The organism is Chitinophaga sp. GbtcB8 (genome assembly GCF_019091455.1).
GTDB lineage: Bacteria > Bacteroidota > Bacteroidia > Chitinophagales > Chitinophagaceae > Chitinophaga.
In genome coordinates, this window is record NZ_JAGXJN010000034.1 from 72,338 (window position 1) to 96,323 (window position 23,986).

The following is a 23,986-nucleotide window of genomic DNA, read 5'->3' on the forward strand; positions in this document are numbered from 1 at the left end:
GCTTTAATTTTCAATGATATACGTACAGGGAACACTGTGGGTTTGTCCGGTTACGGAACAGGAAGTGTGCGAATATGAACAATTGGAAGTACCACTATCAACCATAAAAAAAGGCGGGCCCGCTCTTAGTTGAAGAACGGCCCCGCCTGCGTTCATAACATGCTGGTATCGGCAAGCCATACCATTCTTTTTGTGTGCTGTTGTTGTGTTAAACGTGAACCAGAAGTGGCATCCAAAGTATGCGATCCAAATTTAGGATAATCACCCCCTTACTTTTAAATACTTTTTTATCCTATGTTTGTACTCATCGGATCAAACACACCCGCTATGGCAAGGGATGCGCAAAAGATACCTTCTTACCCGCTGGAGCAGCAGGCTGCCGCACAATTCAATATACGCCGGGTATCGCGCTCCGGTTATGACGAAAGGAAATGGGTGGCCAGCCCGCACCGGCATAACTTCTACTTCCTGGCCCTTGTACAGCAGGGGCATGGCAAACACCTGATAGATTTTAAGGAGTATACACTTGCACCCAATACGCTGAACATTATCAGCCCTCACCAGGTGCATCATGTGCGTGAGCAGCCGGATACCGGTCAAACCGTAAAAGGCATTGTACTTGCCTTTACCAAAGATTTTGTGCTCCCCCATCCCCTGCTGGATAACATTGAATGGATGGAAGGCCAGCTGCACCTGGACGAAACCGAATTACAGCTGTTGCTGAACCTTTGCGAGCAAATGCTGGCCGAGTTTGAAGCAGCGCAGCCTATGAGCGACCGCATTATTAAAAACTACCTGGATATTTTATTCTCCTGTATAAACCGTATGATGCAAACCCGGGAAACCACGCTACAGCTCAGCAACGACGCCCGTATTGTGAAAACGCTGCAGCAGCTTATTCACCAGCATTTCCGGGAGCAAAAGTCTGCCGGGGAATATGCCGCCCTGCTGAACCTTTCGTCCGGTTACCTGAGCGAGATCGTAAAAAAACAAACCGGCCAAAGCCCTTCCCAGCTTATTGCCGACCGGGTAATACTGGAAGCTAAACGCCTGCTGGTTCATACTGCAGACAGTGTAAAGGAAATTGCCTACCTGCTGAACTTCAATGAAGCCACCTACTTTTACCGCTTTTTTAAGAAATATACCGGGCAAACACCCGAGCACTTCCGCGACGAGATCCGAAAAAAGTATAGTTAAACCCGGGTATTGTATGCAAACGGGAGCTGCCCGGCGGCGGATCTTTGCAGTAACAATTATTACTGCATATGAATAACGTGATCACAACCACACATGACGTACATCCGCTGCTGCTGGACCGTTGGAGCCCTAAATCTTTCCGGGACACCCCGGTATGTTCCAACACATTAGACCGCCTTTTTGAAGCGGCCCGCCTGGCGCCCTCCTGTTTTAATGAGCAGCCCTGGCATTTTATAGTAGCCACTAAGGGCGATGCCGCCCAGTATGAAAAGATCTTACACTGTTTTACGGAAGATAACCAGGCCTGGGCACAAACTGCACCGGTGCTGATGATAGCTGTAACCAAGCTGTATTTTGAACACAACGGCGCGCCCAATGTATTTGCCTGGCATGATATGGGCCTGGCTGTAGCCAACCTCACCTTCCAGGCCGTGTTTGAAGGGCTGCAGGTTTGCGAAGCCGCCGGTATTGAACATGAAAAAGTGTATACTGAGCTTGCCATTCCGGAAGGCTACCAGCCCTGCGTGGGTATTGCGCTGGGCTATGCCGGTAACGGGGATAACCTTTCACCGGTGTTACAGCAAAAGCATAACCGGGAAAGAACACGTAAACCGCTGAGCAGCTTTGTACATTATGGTGAACCGGACCTGCAAATGAGATTAAATGAGCAGCAGAAACAGGTATATGAGATGGTGAAAGGAAAATTTGAGTTCGGGGATCTGCGGCCGGTGTTTGCAATGGTCAGGGGGCGTATGAAACATTAAAGCTTAATGCGGGGATCTACAATGCTGTACAGCACATCTGCCAGCAGGCTAATGATCACAAAAATGCCGGCGGTGAATAACACGGATCCCATGAGCACGGGAAAGTCAAATTTCTCCAACGCATCTACCGTTACTTTGCCGATGCCTTTCCAGCCAAAAATATATTCTACAAAAAAAGCGCCTGCCAGCAGCTCTGCAAACCAGCCGGTAACCGCAGTGATCACCGGGTTCAGGGCATTACGCAACGCGTGTTTAAAGACCACAGCACTACGCTTCAGGCCTTTGGCATATGCCGTGCGTATGTAGTCCTGGTTCAGCACATCCAGCATGGCGCTGCGGGTTAGCTGCACTATAATAGCCAGCGGGCGTATGCCCAGCGTGATGGCCGGCAGCACCAGGTTACGCAGGTTCATCACCCGGCCCTTAAAAGGATCCATATCGAACAGGCTGCCGGTCATATGCAAACCGGTGTACTGGCTCAGCACAAAACCAAACAGGTAAGCCAGCACAATACCTGCAAAGAACGATGGTACGGAAATACCCAGCACACTGGCAAAAATAGCGCTGGTATCCATCCAGGTATTTTGTTTTACGGCAGAGAGTACGCCCAGGGCAATACCCGCTACCGTAGCAAACAGCATAGCTGCCAATGCCAGCAGCAAGGTGCCGGGCAGCGCTTCAATGAGTATTTCCCACACATCTTTTTTGCCCTGGTAAGAGCGGCGCAGATAGGGCGTTTTTAGCACCAGTATTTTGGAAGAGGATATATGCAGTAACGTTAGGTAGTGCAGCTTACCGCGCGCCTCCTGCTCCGGGTGAATGCTGATGGGCAGCAGGTCGTTTAAGTATAACAGGAACTGTACAGGCATCGGCTTATCCAGGTGCAGCTCCCGGCGCACATTTTCCAGGGAGGCCACATCTGCCCGCTGCCCCAGGGTAAGGCGTGCAGGATCTGCCGGCAGCACATTGAACAGCACAAACACCAATACCACTACCCCCAGCAGTACCAGCAAACCATATGATATTTTTTTTAGCAAGTAGTGCATGGTGGTAAAAGAGTCCATGGACCCTCAAGGAATATCATTATAATGCCATTTCCCTTTAATGGTACCCTGCTCCAGCAAAATAAGGCAGGGGTTACTGCGGCCGGCGGTTTTAATAGCCGTGCCATCCATTTGCACAAAGGGGAAGCTGATGCCATGTGCTTTTTCAAAAGCGGCTACGGCTTCTTTGCTGGAGCCGGTAACCCCGTATATATACACTTCATTGGCTTCCATCTTTTTTTGCAGTGCCTGCATTTTGGCATCCCAGCCTTTGCCGGCAGTAGCGGTGTTCAGCACCAGGAACAGGTATACCGGTTTAGGTTCCGATAAAATGGCCTGGGTTTGATTGCCGCCATCAAAGTCCGTTAAAATGAAATCCTTAATGCCCGGCTCTCCAATACCTTTTTTCACCAGCTTATCCTTACGGTCTACGAATTTCCAGGTGCTATCTGCCCAGGGATAGTTTTCCATGGTGAACTCTTTGCGTTCCCCGTTCTTTTCGTAGATCATGGTGGTTTCATATACATCCGGCGTAGAACCCGGCGGCATTTTCATTTTTTCAGGAATGTTGTTACCTACCTTGTATGCCAGGCAATCTACAAACGGCAGGTGGCTTAACGTGTACCACTGTACGCCGAAGGAGAATACCAGCGCAGCAGCCATAATAATATTGGATGCCATTTTAGGGAACAGCGGTTGTATACGTTTGCGGTAGGTAAAGATCACCAGGATCATTACTAACAAAGCAACATCCTTGTAGAAAGTTTGTTCTGCCGTAAGCTTAATGCAATCTCCAAAACAGCCGCATTCCTTAATGGTGCCGCTGAACAGCGCATAACCGGTAAGGAAGGTGAAGAAAATGATGAGCAGCAGCAACAGCACAGAGAACAGGCGCATACGGTATCCCAGCAATACCGCTACCCCGGCTACTATTTCAAACACGTTCATGGTTACAGAATACACCAGGGAATAGTGCGACATGAAGGTCATGTGCAGCACCTCGAAGAACTCATCCATTTTATAGCTGAGCCCCAGCGGGTCATTAGCCTTAATAAGGCCGGAAAAAATAAAAAGTACGCCTACGAGTACCCGTAATAGGATCAGGATAAATTTCATATCTGCAATTATAAGACAGCGATCAATTTAAAGAATTAATAAGGAACGGCGAATAATTAATGATCAAAGGCGGCCCGCGGGTGCGGCTTCATCTATTTTGATCAGGGCAAACAGCGCGTAGTTAATGATATCCACAAAGTTAGCGTCAATACCTTCTGAGATCAGCGTTTTACCTTCATTACGCAGTATTTGCTTGATGCGCAGCAGTTTAGTGAGTATAAGGTCCACGAAGGATTCCTGGCTCATATCGCGCCAGGCTTCGCCATAGTCATGGTTTTTATCTTCCATTACGCTTTGTACAAAACGGGCCTGCTCATCGTACAGGCGGGATACTTCATCTACCGGCAGGTCCTGGTAGGGATTGCCATGCTGCCCCAGCTGTATAAGGCCAATAATGCCGTAGTTTACAATACCGCGGAACTCCCCGTCAATCTGGTCCTCCACCTTCTGGGTGCCCAGCTCCTGGATGTTGCGGATGCGCTGTGCTTTTATAAAGATCTGGTCGGTAACGGAAACGAGCCTTAATACCCGCCAGGAGGTGCCGTAGTCCCTGGCTTTTTTAATGAAGATATCTTTACACGTGCCGATGGCCTGCTGGTATTGCGCTAAGGTGTTGCTCATTGTCTTTATTAAGGAAGAAACTTTAATTTGCAGGGCAAAGTAACAAAAAATAATGTGCGGATGAACATCCAACCCTACACCCTCTCCTGCCGTGGTCAGCTGGTAGACCTTAGTACTCCGGTGGTGATGGGTATTATTAATATTACCAATGATTCTTTTTATGCAGAAAGCCGCAGCCGGCACCTGCAGCATATTATAGAAAAGGCCGGCGAGCACCTGGCCAATGGCGCCCGTATACTGGACCTGGGCGCCCAAAGCACACGCCCGGGCGCTGCTACTATTGGCGCGCAGGAAGAGCTGGACCGCCTGCTGCCCGCCATTCATGGCATCATTAACCATTACCCGGAAGTTATTATTTCTGTGGATACCTATCACGCTGCCGTAGCAGAAAAAACCGTTCAGGCCGGGGCAGCCATTATTAATGACGTTAGCGCCGGGGAAATGGACCCGGACATGTTAACCACTGCCGGCCGCCTGCAGGTACCCTATATTGCCATGCACATGCGGGGCACGCCTGCCACCATGCAAAAAGACCCGCAATATGATAATGTAGTACGGGAAGTGCTGGATTATTTTATACAAAAAACAGCGCAGTGCAGGGCCGCCGGTATTAATGATGTGATCCTGGATCCCGGTTTTGGTTTTGGGAAGACCATTGCCCACAATTACACCCTGCTGCGCGGTCTGAACCTGTTCCACATCCTGGAGTGCCCCGTGCTGGTGGGCGTATCCCGTAAATCCATGATATACCGTTTGTTAAACACTACCCCGGAAGCCGCGTTAAACGGCACAACGGTGATCCATACACTGGCTTTGCAGCAGGGCGCACATTTACTGCGGGTGCATGATGTAAAGGAAGCGGCAGAGACTGTGAAGCTGCTGCAGTACATGCATTCACTGTAAAAAGTGTTGCAACAACGCAGTACATATAAATCTAAAATCGTAAATCTGGGATCTAAAATCTATTTTTACAATTATGGATATGTTTCAATTTTACGGATATAGATTTAACTGGCTGAATATTCTGGACCTGTCGATCGTAATTTTCCTGGTTATTCAATTATACCGGTTATTAAAGGGCAGCCTGGCTTTCAACATTTTTGTAGGCCTGCTGATGGTGTACCTGGCTTACTTCCTGGTACAGGCGCTGGGTATGCCCATTCTCACCAATATTTTACAGAACTTCATTAACGTAGGGCTCATTGCCATTATCATTATATTTCAGCCGGAGATCCGCAAGTTCCTGCTGGTACTGGGCAAGAAAACACCGCTGAGCAAGGATAGTTTTTTTACCAAGCTGTTTATGCCGGACCGGTTTAAAAGCTACCGCGAAGAGGAGAATATTATTAATGAAGTGATCACCGCCGTAGGCCACCTCTCGGCCCGCCATACCGGCGCCCTTATTGTGATTGCCACTACCCACAGGGTAAAGTTTGATACGGCCAGCAGCATTGGTATTGATGGCAACATCAGCGCTAAGCTGGTTGAAAGTATTTTTTCCAAAAGCAGTCCCCTGCATGATGGGGCACTGATCATTGTAGGCAATAAGATCCTGGCCGCCAAGGTAATACTGCCGGTATCCGATAATCCCAACCTGCCTACCCGTATTGGTTTGCGCCACCGCTCTGCCGTAGGTATCACAGAACATAGTGATAACCTGGCCATTGTAGTATCAGAAGAACGCGCTACTATTTCCTATGCACAGGATGGCCGTTTGGTACAGGATGTATCCCTGGAGGAGCTGAAGATCAAGATGTATGAGGTGCTGGTGGATGGCGAGAGTTAATTAATCAGATAGTTTTCTAAAATAAAGAGGAATGGTGTTTACCTGAACATCATTCCTCTTTGTCATTATAGCACTGTTAGCCTTAACTAATAATTATTCATTCTTCACAAAACAAAAGGCTGTCCCAATAAAAATTGAGACAGCCCTTACTATTAACTTTCTGAATATTACTTACCGGGAGCAGCCGGTGCAGCGGCAGGCGCTTTACCGGGCTTTACATCAACCAGTTGCACGTCAAATACCAGTACAGAGTTGCTGGGAATAGCCGGGGGGCTACCCTGCAGGCCATAAGCCAGTGAAGAAGGTATTACCAGCGTAGCTTTGGAACCTTTGTTCAGGGAACCAATACCAGCATCCCAACCTTTAATTACAAAACCCTGGCCAATGGGGAACTTAATAGGTTCCAGCGGCATACCGGGACGTAAAGTAGAATCCAGGCTGGAGTCAAAGGTTTTACCGCTCAGCAGCTTACCGGTGTAGTGTACAAACACGGTATCGCCGGGTTTAGGCATGTCGCCGGTACCGGGCTGGCTAACGGATACGTATACACCTTCAGCATTTTTAGTAGCGTTCAGCTTATGAGCATCCAGGTATTCTTTTATTTCCTTTTCTTCTTTGGCAGTTTGTGTAGATGCAGAATATTTGTTCTCTACAGCAAAAGTTACCTTCAGCTTGTCGCCTTTTTTACCAAATGGCGGACGGGGCTCTGGTAAAGAATCCCAGGGAATAATGAACGTAGCGCTATCTCCTTCTTTCAGCAGGGCCAATCCTTCCATCAGGTCATATTTATTCACTGATTTAGAGATCAGCACCGGCACAGGCGCACCCACCAGCTTGCGGGATTCTGCCAGGATAGAGTCGTTCAGGCGCTGGGTAATGTTCATCAGCACCGTATCGCCCAGCTTCAGCTGTGCACCGCTGCCCGATTTATGTACGGTGTATTCTACACCACCAGGTGTTTTCTTGGGCCCACCGGCACCGCAGCTAGCCATGAACAAGCCTAATGCTGCTACAAGTAACTGATTGTTTTTTTTCATCTGTAGGTATTTGTCTTTATTTTTTTTGGTCAGTCTTTAACGGTTTAAGCCTGAAGGATGTTGTGCCCTCAAACTTTTATATGATCCTGTAATAATGCTTCGTTCTCTTCCATGGCATGAATAAAGCGCTGTACTGTTTTTTCCAGCGTATCCGTACTTCTGCCGCCGGCTGCATTAAAGTGGCCGCCGCCTTCAAAGTACCTGCGGGCAAAGGTATTCACGTCAAAATCGCCTTTGGAGCGGAATGACAGCTTCACCTCTTCCCGGCGGTCTATGATCAGTGCTGCCATTTTAATACCCTGTATAGATAATAAAAAGTTCACTAATCCTTCTGTATCCCCTGTTTGCAGGTCAAACCTTTTCAGGTCTGCATAGGGAATTGCCATCATAGCCGTATTATATTCGTAGAAGACCTCCATCCGGTGCAACAGGCTGTGGCCAATAAAGCGCAGGCGGTTTTCCAGAAAATTGTCGTAAATGTTCTGGTGAATGATCTCATGCTTTAACCCCCTGTCCATCAGGTCTGCTACCATACGGTGCACCCTGGCAGAGGTAGAGGCGAACCGGAAAGATCCCGTGTCCGTGATGGTTCCGGCATAGATACATTGCGCAATCTCTTCGGTAATATACTGCTCTTCCCCCAATTTATAAAGCGTTTCATATACCAGCTGTGCGGTAGAAGAAGCTTTAGTATCACTTACACCATAGTCAAAAGCAGGCTGTGGTTCCAGGTGATGGTCAATGAGTATTTTCGGACACTTCAGCTGCTCCAGGTACGGCGCCAGGTTTTTGGTGCGGTATAAAGCGTTGAAATCCAAACAAAATAACAGCTCCACCCCTTCCAGTGCGCTCATAGCCTTCTCCTGCATGGATTCAAAATCCACCACCAGGTCGGCCCCGGGCAACCAGGCCAGAAAATCCGGGAAGTTAGTAGGCGAAATAACAGTGATGTCATGTCCCTTCTGACGCAGGTAATGATACATGGCCAAAGACGAACCCATGGCATCTGCATCCGGTTTCTGGTGCATGGTAATCACCACTTTTTTAGGGGTTTCCAGCAAAGGCTTGATTTCCTCGATCGGCTTCATACCAAGAATAAGCGGATGATAAAATATTGTTATGCGTTCATTTAAAACGAAGTGCGAAGTTCTTTATTTGGTGCAGCATTTCAAAATTTTGACCCGGATTTATCTGATAAACAAATTCTGGTTACCTTTGCGCCCGTTGGATGCCCGGTAAAGTGGGCAGCTAGCAGTTAGCGGAACCATGAGCCTGGCTGCCGGTAAGCAAGCGACAGACAGTGGACCTCAGAACAAACAATTTAACTTGGAATAACAACATATGGGTAACAGAACATTTACGATGATTAAGCCGGACGCTGTAGCCAATGGGCATATCGGCGCCATTTTGGAAAAGATCAATGGAGCTGGCTTCCGCATTGTGGCACTCAAAATGACCCGGTTATCAACCGAAAAAGCGGGCGAATTTTATGCTGTCCACAAAGAGCGTCCTTTTTACGGGGAGCTGGTGGAATTTATGAGCAGCGGCCACATTGTAGCGGCTATCCTGGAAAAGGACAATGCCGTGGAAGATTTCCGCAAGCTGATCGGCGCTACCAACCCTGCTAATGCTGATGCCGGCACCATCCGCAAATTATTTGCAGAATCCCTGGGCCGTAATGCTATTCACGGTTCTGATTCTGATGAGAATGCAGCTATTGAAGGCAGCTTTTTCTTCAGCGGACTGGAACAGTTCTAAGACGATTCATCTCTCTTTAATAGAAAAGCCGTTCCGGTTAACTGGAACGGCTTTCTTTATAATGTAAAATGTAAAATTTTAAATCTTAAATGTAAAAGGGAAATGCAACGAATGAAGTATGCCTGGTATCGCTGCCTTTCCCTTTTACATTTAGCATTTTACATTTATGATTTTACATTCTTCATTCCATTCTAAGGCTCTTCACCGGATTCGCTATCGCCGCTTTTATGGTCTGGAAGCTCACCGTTCCCAATATCAGCACCAACGCACCTAATCCTACCCCTGCAAAGATCCACCAGGATAATGCCGCCCGGTACTCATAATGCTGCAGCCAGCCATGCATAAAGTAATACCCCGCAGGTATAGCTATCAGCAATGCAATTGTAATGAGCATCATAAAATCTTTGGATAACAAGCACCATACATTAAACACCGTAGCGCCCATTACCTTACGTACGCCAATTTCCTTGGTGCGCTGTTCCGCCACAAAAGCAGCCAGTCCATAGAGGCCCAAACAGCTGATGAAAACAGCCAGGATGGTGAAAAAGGCCGCCAGCTTGCCCAGGCGTTCTTCATCCTGGAACTTGGCCTGGAAATCATCATCTGCAAAAGCATATTCAAACGGCGTAACGGGATTATACTTTTTAAAGATGGTTTCTATCTGCGCTACAGCCTTGCCGGCGCTCAGCGCAGGGTTAATACGCAGGTTAATGAACTTTACCCTGTTAAATGCATCCAGGTAAAATATAGTAGGCCTCACCGGATCAAACATAGATTGCATGACCATATCTTTTACCACGCCAATTACATGGTACTGGCGGTCAAAAGCATTCACCATCTCTCCTACCGGGTTATCAAAACCCATGTATTTTACGGCTGCCTGGTTTAATACAAAACCTGCTGAATCCGTGGCAAAGAGCTTATTAAAATCGCGCCCGTCTGCCATTTGCCAGTTAATGGTTTTTCCAAACTCCGGGGAAATAGCCATGGTTACAATTTCATCCTGCATATTAGGGTCTTTGCCACGCCAGCTAAAACCAATGTTGGTAACGCCTGCATACATAGCAGAGCTTTGGGATTGCGCCACACTGGTTACCACCCCGCTTTGCAGCAGCGCATCGCGGAAGGCAGGATAATTCTTACGGGTTTCCTTCGTGATCATGCGCATGGTTAATAAACCCTGCCGGTTAAATCCAATAGGACGGTCTTTTGCAAACAGGATCTGCTTAAAAACAATAATGGTGCAAATGATCAGCGTTACGGAAATGGAGAACTGCATTACCACCAGCGTTTTACGCGGCACAGCTGCAAACCGCCCGGCCTTAAAAGTCCCCTTCAATACCTTTACCGGTTTTAAGGCCGACAGGTATAATGCAGGGTAACTGCCGGCCAGCACTCCGGTAAACAGGGTAAAACCCAGGCACAGTAACCAGAATATAGGTTGCCCCCATAAAATGCTGAGCTTTTTATCTGCTATCCCGTTAAACCAGGGCAGGATAAAGCTTACCAGCAACAGGGATAATAGGAAACAAATGAATGCCGTAAGTACAGACTCTCCCAGGAACTGCAGGATCAGCTGCCCCCGGCCGGAGCCAATAGCTTTGCGGATGCCTACTCCCTTAGCCCGTTTTTCTGAACGCGCCGTAGCCAGGTACATGAAATTAATACAGGCCAGCAGCAGCACAAAACCGCCAATGATACCAAAGAACCAAACAAACTGTATGCGGCCACCGGCCGGCACCCCGTTCCTGAACCTGGAATACAGGTGCCAGCGGTTCATAGGATGCAGGAACGTCTGCGGCTGAAAGGCATCGCTATTTATCCTTTGCAGGCCCACATTTTTGATCTTTGCAGATACCTGCTGCATATCCGTATTATCCGCTATTTGCACATAAGTCTGGAACCAGCGGTTCCCCCAGCCTATTCCTCTGCCGGCCAGGTCTTCGCTTTTGGCGTATAATTCCCAGGGCGATATGAAGCCCAGGTTTGAGAAGGTAGTGTTAGCAGGCAGGTCTTCATATACGCCGGTTACCTTTACATCCAGCTTATTATCAATTTTCATGAGCTTACCTATGGGATCTGCGTCTCCGAAAAAAGTTTTAGCCACGGATGCGGATAATAAAATGGAAGCTGGGTCCTGCAAGCCGGCCCGCGTGCCTTTGAGCATATGCAGGGTAAACATTTCCGGCGCCTGCGGCTCCATATAACTACCGTTCTTATTGAGATTATTATCCCCGTAAGAAAGGATATGCCCCGCGGGATTAGTGGAGGTAACCACATACTTAAAATAGCTGCTGTACTTAACCCGCAGCTCCGGCGCCATTTGCATAGGCTCATCACCGCTGGTTTGTATTTCCCCGTTCACATACTGGCTGGTCATTACCATGGCAATACGGTCATGGTTTTGATAGTATTGGTCAAAGGACAGCTCATCCCAGATCAGCAAACCAATGAGTATAGACAGGGCTATGCCCACAGATAATCCTGCAATATTGATCACTGACTGTGACTTGTTCTTAAGCAGGTTACGCCAGGCAGTTTTGAGTTGAATGTTAACCATATGCAGCTATTTCCTCTATTGTAAGATAGTGTTTGACTTACTAATTGAATGCCGGAGTTTAACACAATTGATAATCAGCCGGTTGCCTGCTTATAAATGCTTCTCTTGTCCGGTATTGGCACAGGCGGGTGTCCGGTTGCGGACAGGTTTGCCAGGTATTTGTTTTTTTCATAACTTACTATAATCTATTCTTTAAAACATCCCTCATTATATGCCCAATCGATATTACCCCGACCGGTTACAAGTCCCATCCCATCAATCTATACAGGAAAGCAACACCCGGCATGGCATTCAGAAAACCGCTGTTCCGGTAAAGCTGGAAACAAACCATACGGAAATACAACAACCAGTTATACAAGGTGTTTTTGTTTTTGACGGTAGCGTAGTAGTAAATTTTCCCGGCGATCACCCAATTCCCTATTGGGAAAAAACTCATCAGAAGATCTATGACGCCGTTTATGACGATTATGTATATGTGCCTATAGGACAGGTGAAGCTTTACAGGAAAACCATGGAGAAGGTACGCGCACAACATCCGCCCACACCAGTGAAACCAAGCGGTTTGGAAGGCCCACGTGAAGATGATGAGATGCGGGAACATTTAATGGCACTCTATCATTATCATAATGATTTACCTGCACCAGGACCTGGCAGGAAAAGGCGCAAGCCCACAATAGATGCATTTGTAAGAACGTATGAAAGGCTAAAAAAAGAGGAAACTCTTGAAGGCATTACACCGGAAAACCTGTATAAACAGGTAATGGCAGAAAACGGCTTTGATGATTCAGTGGATGATTACTTATCACAGGAAAGCGAAGCAGAGGAAATGTCCCTTCTGTTCCCGGAGATAAAACAGGTAAGTATGGAAGAAATAGAAAAGCTGTCTAAAAAAACCACTAAAGTGGGTGCAGATAAGTGGGACAAGCCAGTTACTTCAAAAAAGGGTATTTACACGGATGAAATGAGACCCTGTATTACCGTAGGGCTAACTGCCACCTCTTCCGACGGGCAACCGGTAAGCGCCTTGTTTCACAGCATGATGCCTTCGCATAAAGCCATTTATATTTTAGGACAATTAAAGGCTGCATTTGGTGAGGAATATAACCAGCTTTCATCCATAAAATATTTTGTAGTAGGCGGAAGCCACGAAAGCATTGGTAAAGCAGTGGATATATTGAACACACTGTCACAAATGGGCCTTAGTGTAAGCGGTGTAAAGCTGACCACAACTTTAGAAGAAAGACATCTGATCAAAAGTGTGGTGGTTACACCAACCGGCCAGCTGCGTTATGCAGTGAGCGTTGCCCCGCCAACAAGCGCACCTATATCATTTGGTACCGATAGCCCGGAGCAGGAAATACCTTCCGGCTTCTCATCCGGTTTTGGAAGACCGCCGGGCGGCAGCGGTTCGTTCTCTGGATTCGGGTCAGCATCAAATATAAACAAGGGCAATACAACGCCCTCTTTTAGCGGTGGCTTTACAACTGCTTCCACAGTCAAAAAACAATCCGAAGAAGGCACACCCACTCAATCACCTCTTCCCGGTTTTTCGCTGGCATCCGGCATCAGGAGGTCGCCGGGCGGCCCGCCTCCCTCATCCGGTTTCAGGCTGGCCTCCCAGGTAAATGAGCAACAGTCCGCCCCTCCTGCTGCAACAGGTTTTACCTTTGCTTCCAAGCTAAAAAAAGAACCCGAGGATAAACCTCAATAGGCAGTTCAGCTTATTCTCCCAGCTCCACTACCAGGTCATCCTGCTGCACCATGGTACCTTCCGGTAAGTGTACTGCTTTTACTTTGGTAGTGCGTGTTGCCGTTACCGTTGTTTCCATTTTCATGGCTTCAATAATAAACAGCGGAGTATTGCTGCCTACCGTGTCGCCCACGCGTACCAGCAGCTTGGAGAGCTTACCCTGTAAGGGTGCGCCTATTTCCAGATCGGGGTTAGCGGCTTTTTTATTAACCGGCACCAGGCTGGATACGGAGTGATCCCTTACCTGCACGCGGCGGGTATAACCATTCAGCTCAAATACTACGGTGCACATGCCGCTTTCATCGGCCTTTTGCACGTACAGCAGCTTTACAATAATGGTTTTGCCTTTGCTAAGGGTTACCAGCATTTCCTCGCCCAGCTTTAATCCATAGAAGAAGGCTGGTGTAGGAATGGCTTCTACGTTCCCGTAAATCACGGCATGATGGTAATACTCATCAAACACTTTCGGGAACATATGGTAGCTGAGGTAATCCAGGAATTCGGCCTGGGGGTATTTTAGCTGGAACTTTGCAAAATCGCTGTCGAAATCAACAGGCGGCAAGTGCTCATTGGGCTTGCCTTTCAGGGGCTGCTCCCCTTTGAGCACAATGCGCTGCAGCTTTTCAGGGAAACCGCCATACGGCACTCCCAGGTCGCCACGGAAAAAGCCTGTTACTGAAGCGGGGAATGAGAGGTTGCGGGTTTCATCCAGCACATCTTCTTTTGTTAACCCGTTGGCTGTCATAAACAGGGCCATGTCCCCTACTACTTTAGAGCTGGGCGTTACTTTCACAATATCGCCAAACAGCTGGTTCACCACGGCATAGTTCTTTTTAATGGTTTCCAGCTGCGTGCCCAGGCCCAGTGATTCTGCCTGCTGGCGCAGGTTGGAGTATTGCCCGCCGGGGATCTCGTTCTCATAGATCTGCGCGGTGCCGGCCTTCATATCCGATTCAAAGGGATAGTAATATTCACGTACATCCTCCCAGTAATTGCTGTACTCATTCAGTGAGGCCAGGTTCATGGGGCGGCTTCTTTCATGCCCGTCTAAAATGGCCACCAGCGCATTCAGGTTAGGTTGCGAGGTGAGCCCGCTCAGAGAAGCTATAGCGCCGTCTACCACGTTCACACCGGCTTCTATGGCTTTCAGGTAAGTGGCGGCCTGCACGGACGATGTATCATGCGTATGCAATACTATGGGCAGCTGCACAGATTCGCGCAGGGTGCTTATTAAGAGTGATGCGGCCTGTGGTTTTAACAATCCCGCCATATCTTTTACTGCCAGCATATGGGCGCCGGCATCTTCCAGGCGTTTAGCCAGGTCCACATAATATTGAAGGGTGTACTTTTTGTTGTCCTTGTTCAGGATATCGCCGGTATAACTAATGGCTGCCTGGGCCAGCGCATCTGTGTATTCACGCACAAAACGTATGCTGGGGGCCATGGCATCTACCCAGTTCAGGGAATCAAAAATGCGGAATACATCAATACCGTTCTCCCAGCTCTTTTCAATGAACTTGGCTATCAGGTTCTCCGGGTAAGCCGAGTAGCCGACACCGTTAGATCCGCGGAACAGCATTTGCAGCAACAGGTTGGGCATGGCCTGCCGGATCTGTTGCAGGCGCCTCCAGGGACATTCATGCAAAAAACGCATGGAAACGTCAAAGGTGGCGCCGCCCCAAACCTCCATGGAGAACAGTTGTGGGTTGTTACGCGCATAGCCTTCTGCTACGGCTATAATATCTTTGGTGCGCACCCGGGTAGCCAGCAGGCTTTGGTGGGCATCGCGGTAAGTAGTGTCTGTAAAATATACCGGTTGTTCCTGCCGCAGCCAGCGCGCAAAGTCATCGCGGCCCATTTGCTGCAGCTTGTTCTTAGTACCTTCCGGGACCGGCGTAGCGCGGGAATAGCCCGGCACCTGCGGTATGCGGAACCTGCGGTTGGGGTCTTTCACCTTTACATCCGGGTGTCCGTTCACCGTAACATCTGCCAGGTATAACAAGGTTTTGGTGCCCCTGTCGCGGATCTGCGCCAGCTTAAACAGCTCCGGGTGTTTATCAATAAACCCAACGGTGCAGTTGCCTTTGCGGAAAATATCGTGTGTGATCACATTTTCCAGGAAACCGATATTGGTTTTTACCCCGCGTATGCGGAACTCGCGTAAGGTACGGTGCAGGCGGGCGGTGGCGCCTGACAGGGTGCGGCCTGAAGCGGTTACCTTTACCAGCATAGAGTCAAAAAAGGGCGAGATCTTTACACCGGAATAGGTGCTGCCTTCATCCAGGCGTATGCCGAAACCGCCGGCATTGCGGTAGGCTATTACCACCCCATAATCCGGGGTAAAGTTATTCTCCGGGTCTTCTGTGGTAATGCGGCATTGCACGGCAAAACCGTTCAGCTTTACATCCGCCTGCCCTTTCAGGAATATTTCCGGGTCGCTCAGCTGGTGGCCCTGTGCAATGAGGATCTGTGAGCGTACAATATCAATACCGGTTACTTCCTCAGTTACAGTATGTTCCACCTGTATGCGGGGATTCACCTCAATAAAATATACTTTGTTGCTGCGGTCTACCAGGAACTCTACGGTGCCTACGTTATTATAGTTCACCTTGCGGGCCAGGCGCAGTGCATATTCATAGATCTCTTCACGGGTTTCTTCCGGCAGGTTGGGGCTGGGCGCTATTTCCACCACTTTTTGAAAGCGGCGCTGTACGGAGCAATCGCGCTCATAGAGGTGTACAATATTGCCATGGTTATCGCCCATCAGCTGCACTTCAATATGTTTGGGCTCTTCAATGAACTTTTCAATGAAAATGGTATCATCGCCAAATGCTTTGGCAGCTTCGCTGCGGGCCTCTGTAAATGACTTCTCCAAACCAGCTGCGTTATGCACTACGCGCATGCCCCTGCCACCGCCACCGGCAGCTGCTTTCAGCATTACGGGAAAGCCTATACGTGTTGCTTCCTGCAAGGCCACGGCTACACTTTCCAGCTTTACCTGGCTATCTTCTATCAGCGGCACCTGCGCTTCGCGGGCCAGGCTTTTGGCGGCTACTTTATCGCCCAGCTGGGCCATTACTTCCGGTGTGGGGCCTACGAAAATAATGCCTTCTTCCCGGCAGCGGCGTGCAAACTGCACGTTCTCACTCAGGAATCCGTAACCGGGGTGGATGGCGTCTACCTGCTGTTCTTTTGCGAGCTGAATAATAGCTTCAATGTCTAAGTAAGGTTTTAAGGGGTCATCATCTTTGCCTATCTGGTAAGCTTCATCTGCTTTGTAGCGGTGCAGTGAATAACGATCTTCATACGTGAAAATAGCTACGGTGCGGATGCGTAGTTCGGCAGCGGCGCGTAGTACCCGTACTGCAATCTCTCCCCGGTTGGCTACCAGTAATTTCTGGATCTTCTGAAGTGGAATGTCCGGCATGATATGTTAAATAAATATGCGTTTTTGTTAAAATTGCATTGCTAAATTAAGGTAAAACCTTTGTATCAGGCGGCGCTAAAATAGTAAAAGAACAAATGAATTTGTTCGAATATTTCTAATTAAAGGATGATTAGAATGAATAATATTCAAATTTAGTTAATCAGTTCTAAACGGCTGGTTTGGGGAAATGAAAATGGAAGATGGGGATTGGAAGGATTCAGCCAGCTGAAAGCTATTTGCATTTATGTTTCATCAGCCTTACGAAATATGCCATGGACCATCGACCATGGACCTTGGACTATTTTAATTTACATTTACGTTTTCATTCAACCCTACGCAATATGCTATGGACCATGGACCATGGACTATTTAATAACTTATGTGGAACGTGTACCTGAAAGGTTTTAGCGCTTATATGCAGCTGGAGCGTTCGCTCTCAGCCAACTCCGTGCAGGCGTATATACGCGACGTGGAAAAGCTGGAACAGTACCTGCTGGCCAACGATAAAAAGATATCACCGGAGCAGGTTACACTGGATGACCTGCAATCCTGTATCCAATGGATAGCCCAGCTGGGTATGACGGCTACTTCGCAGGCACGCATTATTTCAGGCATCAAGGCTTTTTATAAATACCTGCTGATGGAGGACCTTATTAAAGAGGACCCTACGCAGCTGCTGGAAGCGCCCAAAATACGCCGCAAACTGCCGGATGTGCTGAGTTTTGCAGAAATAGAAAATATCATAGGGCAAATAAAGGCCGGCACCCCTGAAGGGCAGCGTAACCGCGCCATCCTGGAAACCATGTATAGCTGCGGGTTGCGCGTTAGTGAGGTGGTGAACCTTAAAATATCACAGCTGCATTTTGATGCGGGTTTTATTCGTGTGATCGGGAAAGGTAATAAAGAAAGGCTGGTGCCAATTGGCCGGGATGCAGTAAAATATATTAACCTGTATGCCAACGAGGTCCGCGTGCATGTGCCTATTAAAAAGGGGCAGGAAGATACTTTGTTCCTGAACCGCCGTGGCAGCGGTTTAAGCCGTGTAATGATCTTCCTGGTGATCAAGGAATTAACGGCAGCAGCCGGTATTCAAAAGCAGGTATCGCCCCACACCTTCCGGCATTCTTTTGCTCCCCATTTGGTGGAAGGCGGCGGCGACCTGAGAGCTGTACAGGAAATGCTGGGGCATGAAAGTAATACTACAACGGAGATCTATACCCACCTGGACCGGGAATATTTAAGGGATACTTTGCAACGGTTTCATCCGAGATTTTGAGAAGTCCATGGTCGATGGTCCATAGTCCATTGCATTTTTCGTGAGGCTGATGGAGCGTGAATGGAAAGTTGGGCCATGGTTCCATGGCATTTTTATGGAGCTTACAAAATATAATGGAAAAATTTTTAAGATAGAACGGATACTGCTTACACCTATACTTTTACTCCTATGAAAAAGTCCATGGACCATCGACTATGGACCATGGACTTTTAATAAAAAAAACAGCTACCTGTAACTGGCTGAAGCGGTAGCTGTTTTTGTATTTGCATTGGGGCTCTCAAACAAGATGGACTCCTAACTAAAACTCTTAGAATGGCGCTAATAACTGAAAATCATCCGAATGTCTCCTTCTTTGCCTGGTTACTGCAGACCAACCGCCCAACCAGTGGGCCAGTTGCCGCGTAGCTTTTGTGGCGGTAGCAGGCTTAATTACGATATTCAGTAGTGTACAGGGAGCAATAGCTCTCCTTTCAGGGCATGTTGCCGTTTGTGCATCCTCCTCCCAAAGCAGCTGGTTGTTACGGTAGATCTTAAAATATACATCCGGGCCGGTGTGATGCTGCCCGTGTTTTACCGGTAACGCTCCTGCTGACATATCTTCCACTCCAAACTGCAGCTTATAGCGGCCCTGCCCATTGGTGTGGGTGGTGCCCAGTAAGCGGCTGTTCTGCGCATTGTAGATCTCTACTTTCAACTGCGGCTGGCCGGCCATGGTTTCAAAATGACGTACCGTACCGCTGATCACCCAGGTGTCGTAGCTGCCACGGATCAGGTTCCAGTGTTCGGAAGGGATCACGTAGGCAAATGCGGCCAGGTATTTATCTTTTGTGCGTTTCCAGTGTGGCACCAGTTTGCTCAGGTGATACTGTGTTACGCTGTTTTTACCGGAGGCCCGGCCCGGGATCTGTTCTAAACACAGATCCAGTTCCAGGGGTTCCGTGAACAGGTGAAGCTGTTCCCAGGAAAGGCGAAAATCGCCTCTTTCATCCAGCACTGTTTCTGTTAACAAACGATGTTCTTTACGCGCCACTTGCGTGGGTGTAAGCTGTATAAGGTGGTTAAACTTAGCCAGGCCGGAGGTATCAGCCGGATAAGCGTCTTCAGGTAAATAGATCCGTAAGCGGCCTTTTGCCAGCGGTTCGATACAATCGTCACAGATCAATGCAGAGATGTTGCCAATTAACAGGTAACTCATAGTTTTAAATTTTAAAAAAAAGGGGTTAACGAGCTAAACCTAAAAACCGACTATTCGTGAGAACAGTCCTACTTTTTTCTCTTTACTCTTTTTCTCTGCATATACCGGAAGAAACAAACATGGGTAGAAAGGCCCAAAAAGTGAAAACCCAAGTACTGTCCCCCTCTTGTGAATAACGTGTTTCCAAAATCTTTTTCCTTAGGTCGATGATGCAAAGGTTGAGAATATTGGAACAGCAGTCAAGCGTTAAACTGCTTAAAAGGTAAAAATGCGTAGAACTACGCAATTTTGCGGAAAGTACGCATAAGCCGCTGCAGACACAGGAAAGCGGGCATCTTAACGGTCATCCCTATGCGAAAAAAAGTTTTTGGACTACTATTGTTATATGATGTTATAATCCGGGGCAGAAAACAGGCAAAAGCATATAAATATATCGTACAACCGGCCAGTACAGCCGCCTTATAAAATAATCATTAGCGGGAAAAATCAAATGGCTGTGCCGGGCAGGATCCCGGAATGCGTAGTTCTACGCATTTTTTCCGAAAAATACGGGAAATGGCAAAAAACGTTCGGAAGGGGTATAATTACCAAATCCTTTCTGGTATTGCATTACAGCCGGAACCCGGTTATAATTAACACAAAAGTATTATATATACCGGCTATTTGATGAGAAAGATTTTATGATACCTTTACGCCCATAACTCATCACACTCTACTAACTAAAACTAAAACACATGAGTACCACAACAAAAAGGATCTTCCCCCCTGATGCGGGAACATTCATTACATTGAAAGAAGCTGATAGGCTGATCGGCAACTTCCATGACCATGAAACAAAACAAGGTAAAAAGGATTTCACCAAAGCTTACTTTTTTGGTAAAGATAAGATCAAGGAACTCCTGGATTGCCCGGATTGCGTAGGCATCCGTATTTATTATGGTAAAGACCTGGATGGTGATGGAGTTGACGACAAAAAAATGGTTATCTATCCTGTAAATAAAGAAGGTAAGAATATGCCTTACCATCCGCCGAAACCGCATACCGCTGGTGCAAGTTTTTCACCTCCGGGCGACCCGGAAGAAGATGGTGGCGGTAAAGCGTTGGATGGCGGCTTATCCTGTCCCTCTTATTGCCCTTGAGAAGTTTAAAAAGTATTATTAAGTGCCGATAATCGAAATTACCTTTTACACAATGATGGGGATCGAATGCTTGCTTTTGATCCCCTTCACTTTAAATTACAAATTGCTGGATAAAGCCGGAAGGTGGGCGTACTATTATTTAGTTTCCAGTGTTATTTATGCTGTTGGCTCCATTATCTTAGCAAAGATATTTCATAGTAACCTGTGGTTTTCCAACATCATGCAGCTTGCGCAGTTCTTCATCCTTTCTTTTTATTATTACCTCGTCATTAAAAACAACCTGGTTAAGCAAATTATAAAGATCGTAGCGGGACTGGCGCTTATTATTTTCCTGTTGGATTTCTTTAAACTGGAAGGGATACACAGTGCTAACTCTATTTTTGCTACTATCCGTACCATGGTGTTTTTGATCTACGGTATTATTTTTTTCCTGCAGCTTTTATCAGACGAGAACCTGGTAAAGGAAGCGGTTTTTATTAACAGCCTGCCGGATTTCTGGTTTAACTCGGGGCTTTTTATCTACCTGTGCAGCTCCTTTTTTTATGCCCTGGCCAGTAACTTTTTGATCCGTAATAATATTGCAACAGATGCCCCTATCCAAACCGTCATCTTCCTCGGCGGCATAATTGAAGGAATTCTTTTCTATATTGGACTTATGAAAGCCCAAAAACTGCGGCATGAATTTTTTTGAGATCATAATAATCGGAACGGTAGCCATGCTCCTGCTGGGCATACTGGTGGTAGTATTGGTGATATTTCAGCAAAAGCAGGTGATCCAGCACAAGCTGGTGCTGCGGGATAAAGACCTGCAGCTGCAACGGGAGCGCCTGGTGGCTGTTTTACAGGGCCAGGAGCAGGAGCGCAAACGTATTGCAGAAGACCTGCATGATGAAGTAGGCGCCCAGCTATCCGTATTAAAGCTGAATATTGGCCAGCTGCAGCAGCATCTCAAAAACGGCAATGGTGAAGGCGACCGTTTAAAAGAAACCAAAGATTTTACAGACACCATTATACAGCACCTGCGTTTCATTTCCCAAAGCCTGCATCCCCAGGCGCTGGATAACCTGGGCCTTTCCCATGCCCTGGACTCGTTCTGCAGCCTGATGAACAAGAATAAACAGGTGGCCATCTCCTTTAAGACCGCCGGTAACGGGCAGCCGGTAGACCGGGAAAAAGCCCTGAACATATACCGCGTGGTACAGGAGCTGATGAATAACATCCTGAAACATGCACAGGCCACCGAAGTACTGATCACCTACCATAGCACCCCCACCCTCTTAAGCATTGACGTTGAAGACAATGGCAATGGCCTGCTGCTGGCCGCCCTGGACAGCTCCCGCAAGAAAACAGGCAGCCTTGGACTTAAAAATATCGAAAGCCGCTTGAATATTATCGGCGGAAGTATCAACTTTGTATCGAGGTCACCCAAAGGAACAATTGCGCAGATACGGGTGGAAAATTATCAACCGTCAGTGAATTAGCTAATAATTTGTTAGTTATTAAATTGTTGATCATTAAACGTTAAGAAAAAAAATCACTTAACTTTACGGGCTATTTACACTGTACACAATTATTACTCCCTATGGCGGAACAGATAAAAGTGGCGATTGCTGACGATCACAAGATCTTTCGCAGCGGCGTTATTAATACACTCACCCCGTATGATAATATTAATGTGATCTTTGAGGCGGAAGATGGTGAGCACCTGTTAAAGATCATGGACGAGCAGCAGCCAGATGTAATACTGATGGACCTGAAAATGCCCAATATGGACGGCATACAGGCCACCATCCAGGTAAAGGAACGGTACCCGGATATAAAGATCATCATACTAACCATGTATGAAGATGATAACTTTATTGTACACCTGGTAGAGAATGGGGCCAACGCCTATTTATTAAAAAATGCAGAACCGGAAGAGATATACGAAGCCATTTGCACCACGTATGAAAAGGGATTTTACTTCAGCGAGAACGTAAACCTGGCCTTGCTGAAGAAAGTGCTGCACAAGAATAAACAACAGTTCAAACCTACCTTTAAAAGCAACAGCGCCAATACAGAACTGCAGCTGAACGACCGCGAAAAGGAAGTGCTGCAGCTGATCTGCAATGAATGCACCACCCAGGAGATCTCTGAAAAAATATTCCTCAGCCCCCGCACCGTAGAGGGCATACGGCAAAAGCTGCTGGAAAAAACCAGCGCCAAAAATACCGTAGGGCTGGTGATCTATGCATTCAGGAACGGACTTATTGAGTAGCGGAAAGCTGAAAGCAAAAAGCTGCCTGTATAGTATAATAAGCGTGTATTTATCAACGTTATATGCTCTCTGCTTTCTCCTTTATGCTTTACGCTTTTTGCTTTATCCTTTACGCTTTTAAAACCACCAATTATATTATGAAAACTTTACGTTACCATTTTACTGTAGCAGCCTGCGCGCTTCTGTGCATGGCCCAGGGTGCATTTGCACAGAACCTGAAATTGCCTGCGCCCAGCCCTACCCAAACCGTTAAACAGGATTTTGCCTTATCATCTGTAGAAGTGAACTACTCCCGCCCCTTAGTAAAAGGCAGGAAGATCATGGGCGACCTGGTGCCTTATGGTAAAGTATGGAGAACAGGCGCCAACAGCGCTACCACCATCACTTTTGGCGATGACGTAAAATTCGGCGGCAAAGATGTGAAAGCCGGTAAATACGGCCTGCTCACAATTCCCGGCCAGTCTGAATGGACAGTTATCCTGACCAAAGACCTGGACGTAACCAGCCCCGCAGCCTACAAACCGGAGAATGATGTGGTACGCATTAGCGTAAGCCCGGTTGATCTGCCGGTTGACATTGAAAGCTTTATGATCATGTTTGACCAGGTACGGTCTACCTCCATGAACATGATGCTGCTGTGGGAACGCACCGGTGTGCCGGTTGAAATTACTGCCGACATTGACGGTAAAGTAATGAAGCAGATAGACGAAGCCATGAAAGGTGAAAAGAAGCCTTACTTTGCTGCAGCCAACTATTACTTTGAGAACGGGAAAGATCTGAAACAGGCGCTGGCCTGGGTAGATGCCGCTACCAAAGAAAATCCCAAGGCTTTTTACATGTTTTACCTGAAAGCCCGGATCCAGGCCAAAGCCGGCGACAAAAAAGGCGCTAAAGCTACTGCACAGCAATCAATCGAACTTTCTAAAGAAGCTAAGAACGATGATTATGTAGCGCTGAATAATAAGCTGATAGCAACGCTGGATTAATCTGATTTACTGGTTTATAGATCTTATAAACAACTGCCTGCATCTTCATGGTGCAGGCAGTTTTATTTTATATC

General features: G+C 47.4%; 20 protein-coding genes. 12 read left to right on the top strand and 8 right to left on the bottom strand.

The annotated features are described in order from the left end of the window. Window positions 1-294: 294 nt before the first annotated feature. Both KVT36_RS24305 and KVT36_RS24310 read left to right on the top strand, forming a co-directional pair. Window positions 295-1,197, top strand: coding sequence for an AraC family transcriptional regulator (locus KVT36_RS24305; RefSeq protein ID WP_217606053.1), 903 nt, complete (start codon window positions 295-297; stop codon window positions 1,195-1,197). 68 nt (window positions 1,198-1,265) lie between these two features. Further along, window positions 1,266-1,961 (top strand): nitroreductase family protein, encoded by a 696-nt coding sequence (locus tag KVT36_RS24310; RefSeq protein ID WP_217606054.1) that lies wholly within the window; start codon window positions 1,266-1,268, stop codon window positions 1,959-1,961. Here the strand turns inward: KVT36_RS24310 and KVT36_RS24315 are convergent. From KVT36_RS24315 to KVT36_RS24325, 3 genes are all read right to left on the bottom strand, one after another. Then, complete coding sequence (locus tag KVT36_RS24315; RefSeq protein WP_254640178.1) at window positions 1,958-3,025, bottom strand: ABC transporter permease; 1,068 nt, start codon at window positions 3,023-3,025, stop codon at window positions 1,958-1,960. The two genes, KVT36_RS24310 and KVT36_RS24315, sit on opposite strands and share 4 nt — an antisense overlap. Before the next feature lie 6 nt (window positions 3,026-3,031). Next, window positions 3,032-4,120: a BT_3928 family protein gene (locus KVT36_RS24320; protein ID WP_217606055.1), complete on the bottom strand. Its 1,089-nt coding sequence runs from the start codon at window positions 4,118-4,120 to the stop codon at window positions 3,032-3,034. Between the two features lie 63 nt (window positions 4,121-4,183). Next, window positions 4,184-4,741, bottom strand: a complete 558-nt coding sequence (locus KVT36_RS24325; protein WP_217606056.1) for a DUF1599 domain-containing protein — start codon at window positions 4,739-4,741, stop codon at window positions 4,184-4,186. Window positions 4,742-4,801: 60 nt separating this feature from the next. On the opposite strand from KVT36_RS24325, the gene folP reads away from it, so the two are divergent. Both folP and KVT36_RS24335 read left to right on the top strand, forming a co-directional pair. Beyond that, on the top strand, window positions 4,802-5,644 hold the full coding sequence (gene folP / locus KVT36_RS24330; RefSeq protein ID WP_217606057.1) for a dihydropteroate synthase: 843 nt from the start codon (window positions 4,802-4,804) through the stop codon (window positions 5,642-5,644). A 73-nt stretch (window positions 5,645-5,717) separates the two neighbouring features. Next, entirely contained in the window at window positions 5,718-6,527 is an 810-nt protein-coding gene (locus KVT36_RS24335; RefSeq protein WP_217606058.1) for a diadenylate cyclase, read from the top strand. 167 nt (window positions 6,528-6,694) lie between these two features. Here the strand turns inward: KVT36_RS24335 and KVT36_RS24340 are convergent, their stop codons facing one another. Continuing rightward, window positions 6,695-7,564 carry an FKBP-type peptidyl-prolyl cis-trans isomerase gene (locus KVT36_RS24340; protein ID WP_217606059.1) on the bottom strand — a complete coding sequence of 290 codons (870 nt, stop codon included), beginning with the start codon at window positions 7,562-7,564 and terminating at the stop codon, window positions 6,695-6,697. 68 nt (window positions 7,565-7,632) lie between these two features. After that, window positions 7,633-8,652 carry a bifunctional oligoribonuclease/PAP phosphatase NrnA gene (locus KVT36_RS24345; RefSeq protein ID WP_217606060.1) on the bottom strand — a complete coding sequence of 340 codons (1,020 nt, stop codon included), beginning with the start codon at window positions 8,650-8,652 and terminating at the stop codon, window positions 7,633-7,635. A 253-nt stretch (window positions 8,653-8,905) separates the two neighbouring features. Between KVT36_RS24345 and KVT36_RS24350 the strand changes: the two genes are divergently transcribed. After that, entirely contained in the window at window positions 8,906-9,322 is a 417-nt protein-coding gene (locus KVT36_RS24350) for a nucleoside-diphosphate kinase (RefSeq protein ID WP_089921192.1), read from the top strand. A 181-nt stretch (window positions 9,323-9,503) separates the two neighbouring features. On the opposite strand, the gene KVT36_RS24355 is transcribed toward KVT36_RS24350, so the two are convergent. Then, complete coding sequence (locus KVT36_RS24355) at window positions 9,504-11,882, bottom strand: ABC transporter permease (protein ID WP_217606061.1); 2,379 nt, start codon at window positions 11,880-11,882, stop codon at window positions 9,504-9,506. Window positions 11,883-12,093: 211 nt separating this feature from the next. On the opposite strand from KVT36_RS24355, the gene KVT36_RS24360 reads away from it, so the two are divergent. Further along, complete coding sequence (locus KVT36_RS24360; RefSeq protein ID WP_217606062.1) at window positions 12,094-13,593, top strand: hypothetical protein; 1,500 nt, start codon at window positions 12,094-12,096, stop codon at window positions 13,591-13,593. Between the two features lie 10 nt (window positions 13,594-13,603). On the opposite strand, the gene KVT36_RS24365 is transcribed toward KVT36_RS24360, so the two are convergent. Continuing rightward, complete coding sequence (locus KVT36_RS24365) at window positions 13,604-17,059, bottom strand: pyruvate carboxylase (protein WP_217606063.1); 3,456 nt, start codon at window positions 17,057-17,059, stop codon at window positions 13,604-13,606. A 379-nt stretch (window positions 17,060-17,438) separates the two neighbouring features. Between KVT36_RS24365 and xerD the strand changes: the two genes are divergently transcribed. Next, the gene (xerD, locus tag KVT36_RS24370; RefSeq protein WP_217606064.1) at window positions 17,439-18,335 is read left to right on the top strand and encodes a site-specific tyrosine recombinase XerD; all 897 of its coding nucleotides are present in this window, start codon (window positions 17,439-17,441) and stop codon (window positions 18,333-18,335) included. Window positions 18,336-18,642: 307 nt separating this feature from the next. Here the strand turns inward: xerD and KVT36_RS24375 are convergent, their stop codons facing one another. Beyond that, a complete protein-coding gene (locus KVT36_RS24375; protein WP_217606065.1) occupies window positions 18,643-19,530 on the bottom strand; it encodes a hypothetical protein in 888 nt (295 codons plus the stop codon). 734 nt (window positions 19,531-20,264) lie between these two features. Here KVT36_RS24375 and KVT36_RS24380 point away from each other — a divergent pair. From KVT36_RS24380 to KVT36_RS24400, 5 genes are all read left to right on the top strand, one after another. Then, entirely contained in the window at window positions 20,265-20,669 is a 405-nt protein-coding gene (locus KVT36_RS24380) for a hypothetical protein (RefSeq protein ID WP_217606066.1), read from the top strand. 220 nt (window positions 20,670-20,889) lie between these two features. Next, entirely contained in the window at window positions 20,890-21,360 is a 471-nt protein-coding gene (locus KVT36_RS24385; RefSeq protein WP_217606067.1) for a hypothetical protein, read from the top strand. Beyond that, complete coding sequence (locus tag KVT36_RS24390) at window positions 21,347-22,150, top strand: sensor histidine kinase (protein WP_217606068.1); 804 nt, start codon at window positions 21,347-21,349, stop codon at window positions 22,148-22,150. Before KVT36_RS24385 ends, KVT36_RS24390 begins: the two co-directional genes overlap by 14 nt. Window positions 22,151-22,251: 101 nt before the next feature. Beyond that, entirely contained in the window at window positions 22,252-22,926 is a 675-nt protein-coding gene (locus KVT36_RS24395; protein ID WP_217606069.1) for a response regulator transcription factor, read from the top strand. Window positions 22,927-23,063: 137 nt separating this feature from the next. After that, window positions 23,064-23,912 carry a DUF2911 domain-containing protein gene (locus tag KVT36_RS24400; RefSeq protein WP_217606070.1) on the top strand — a complete coding sequence of 283 codons (849 nt, stop codon included), beginning with the start codon at window positions 23,064-23,066 and terminating at the stop codon, window positions 23,910-23,912. The last annotated feature ends 74 nt before the right edge of the window (window positions 23,913-23,986 follow it).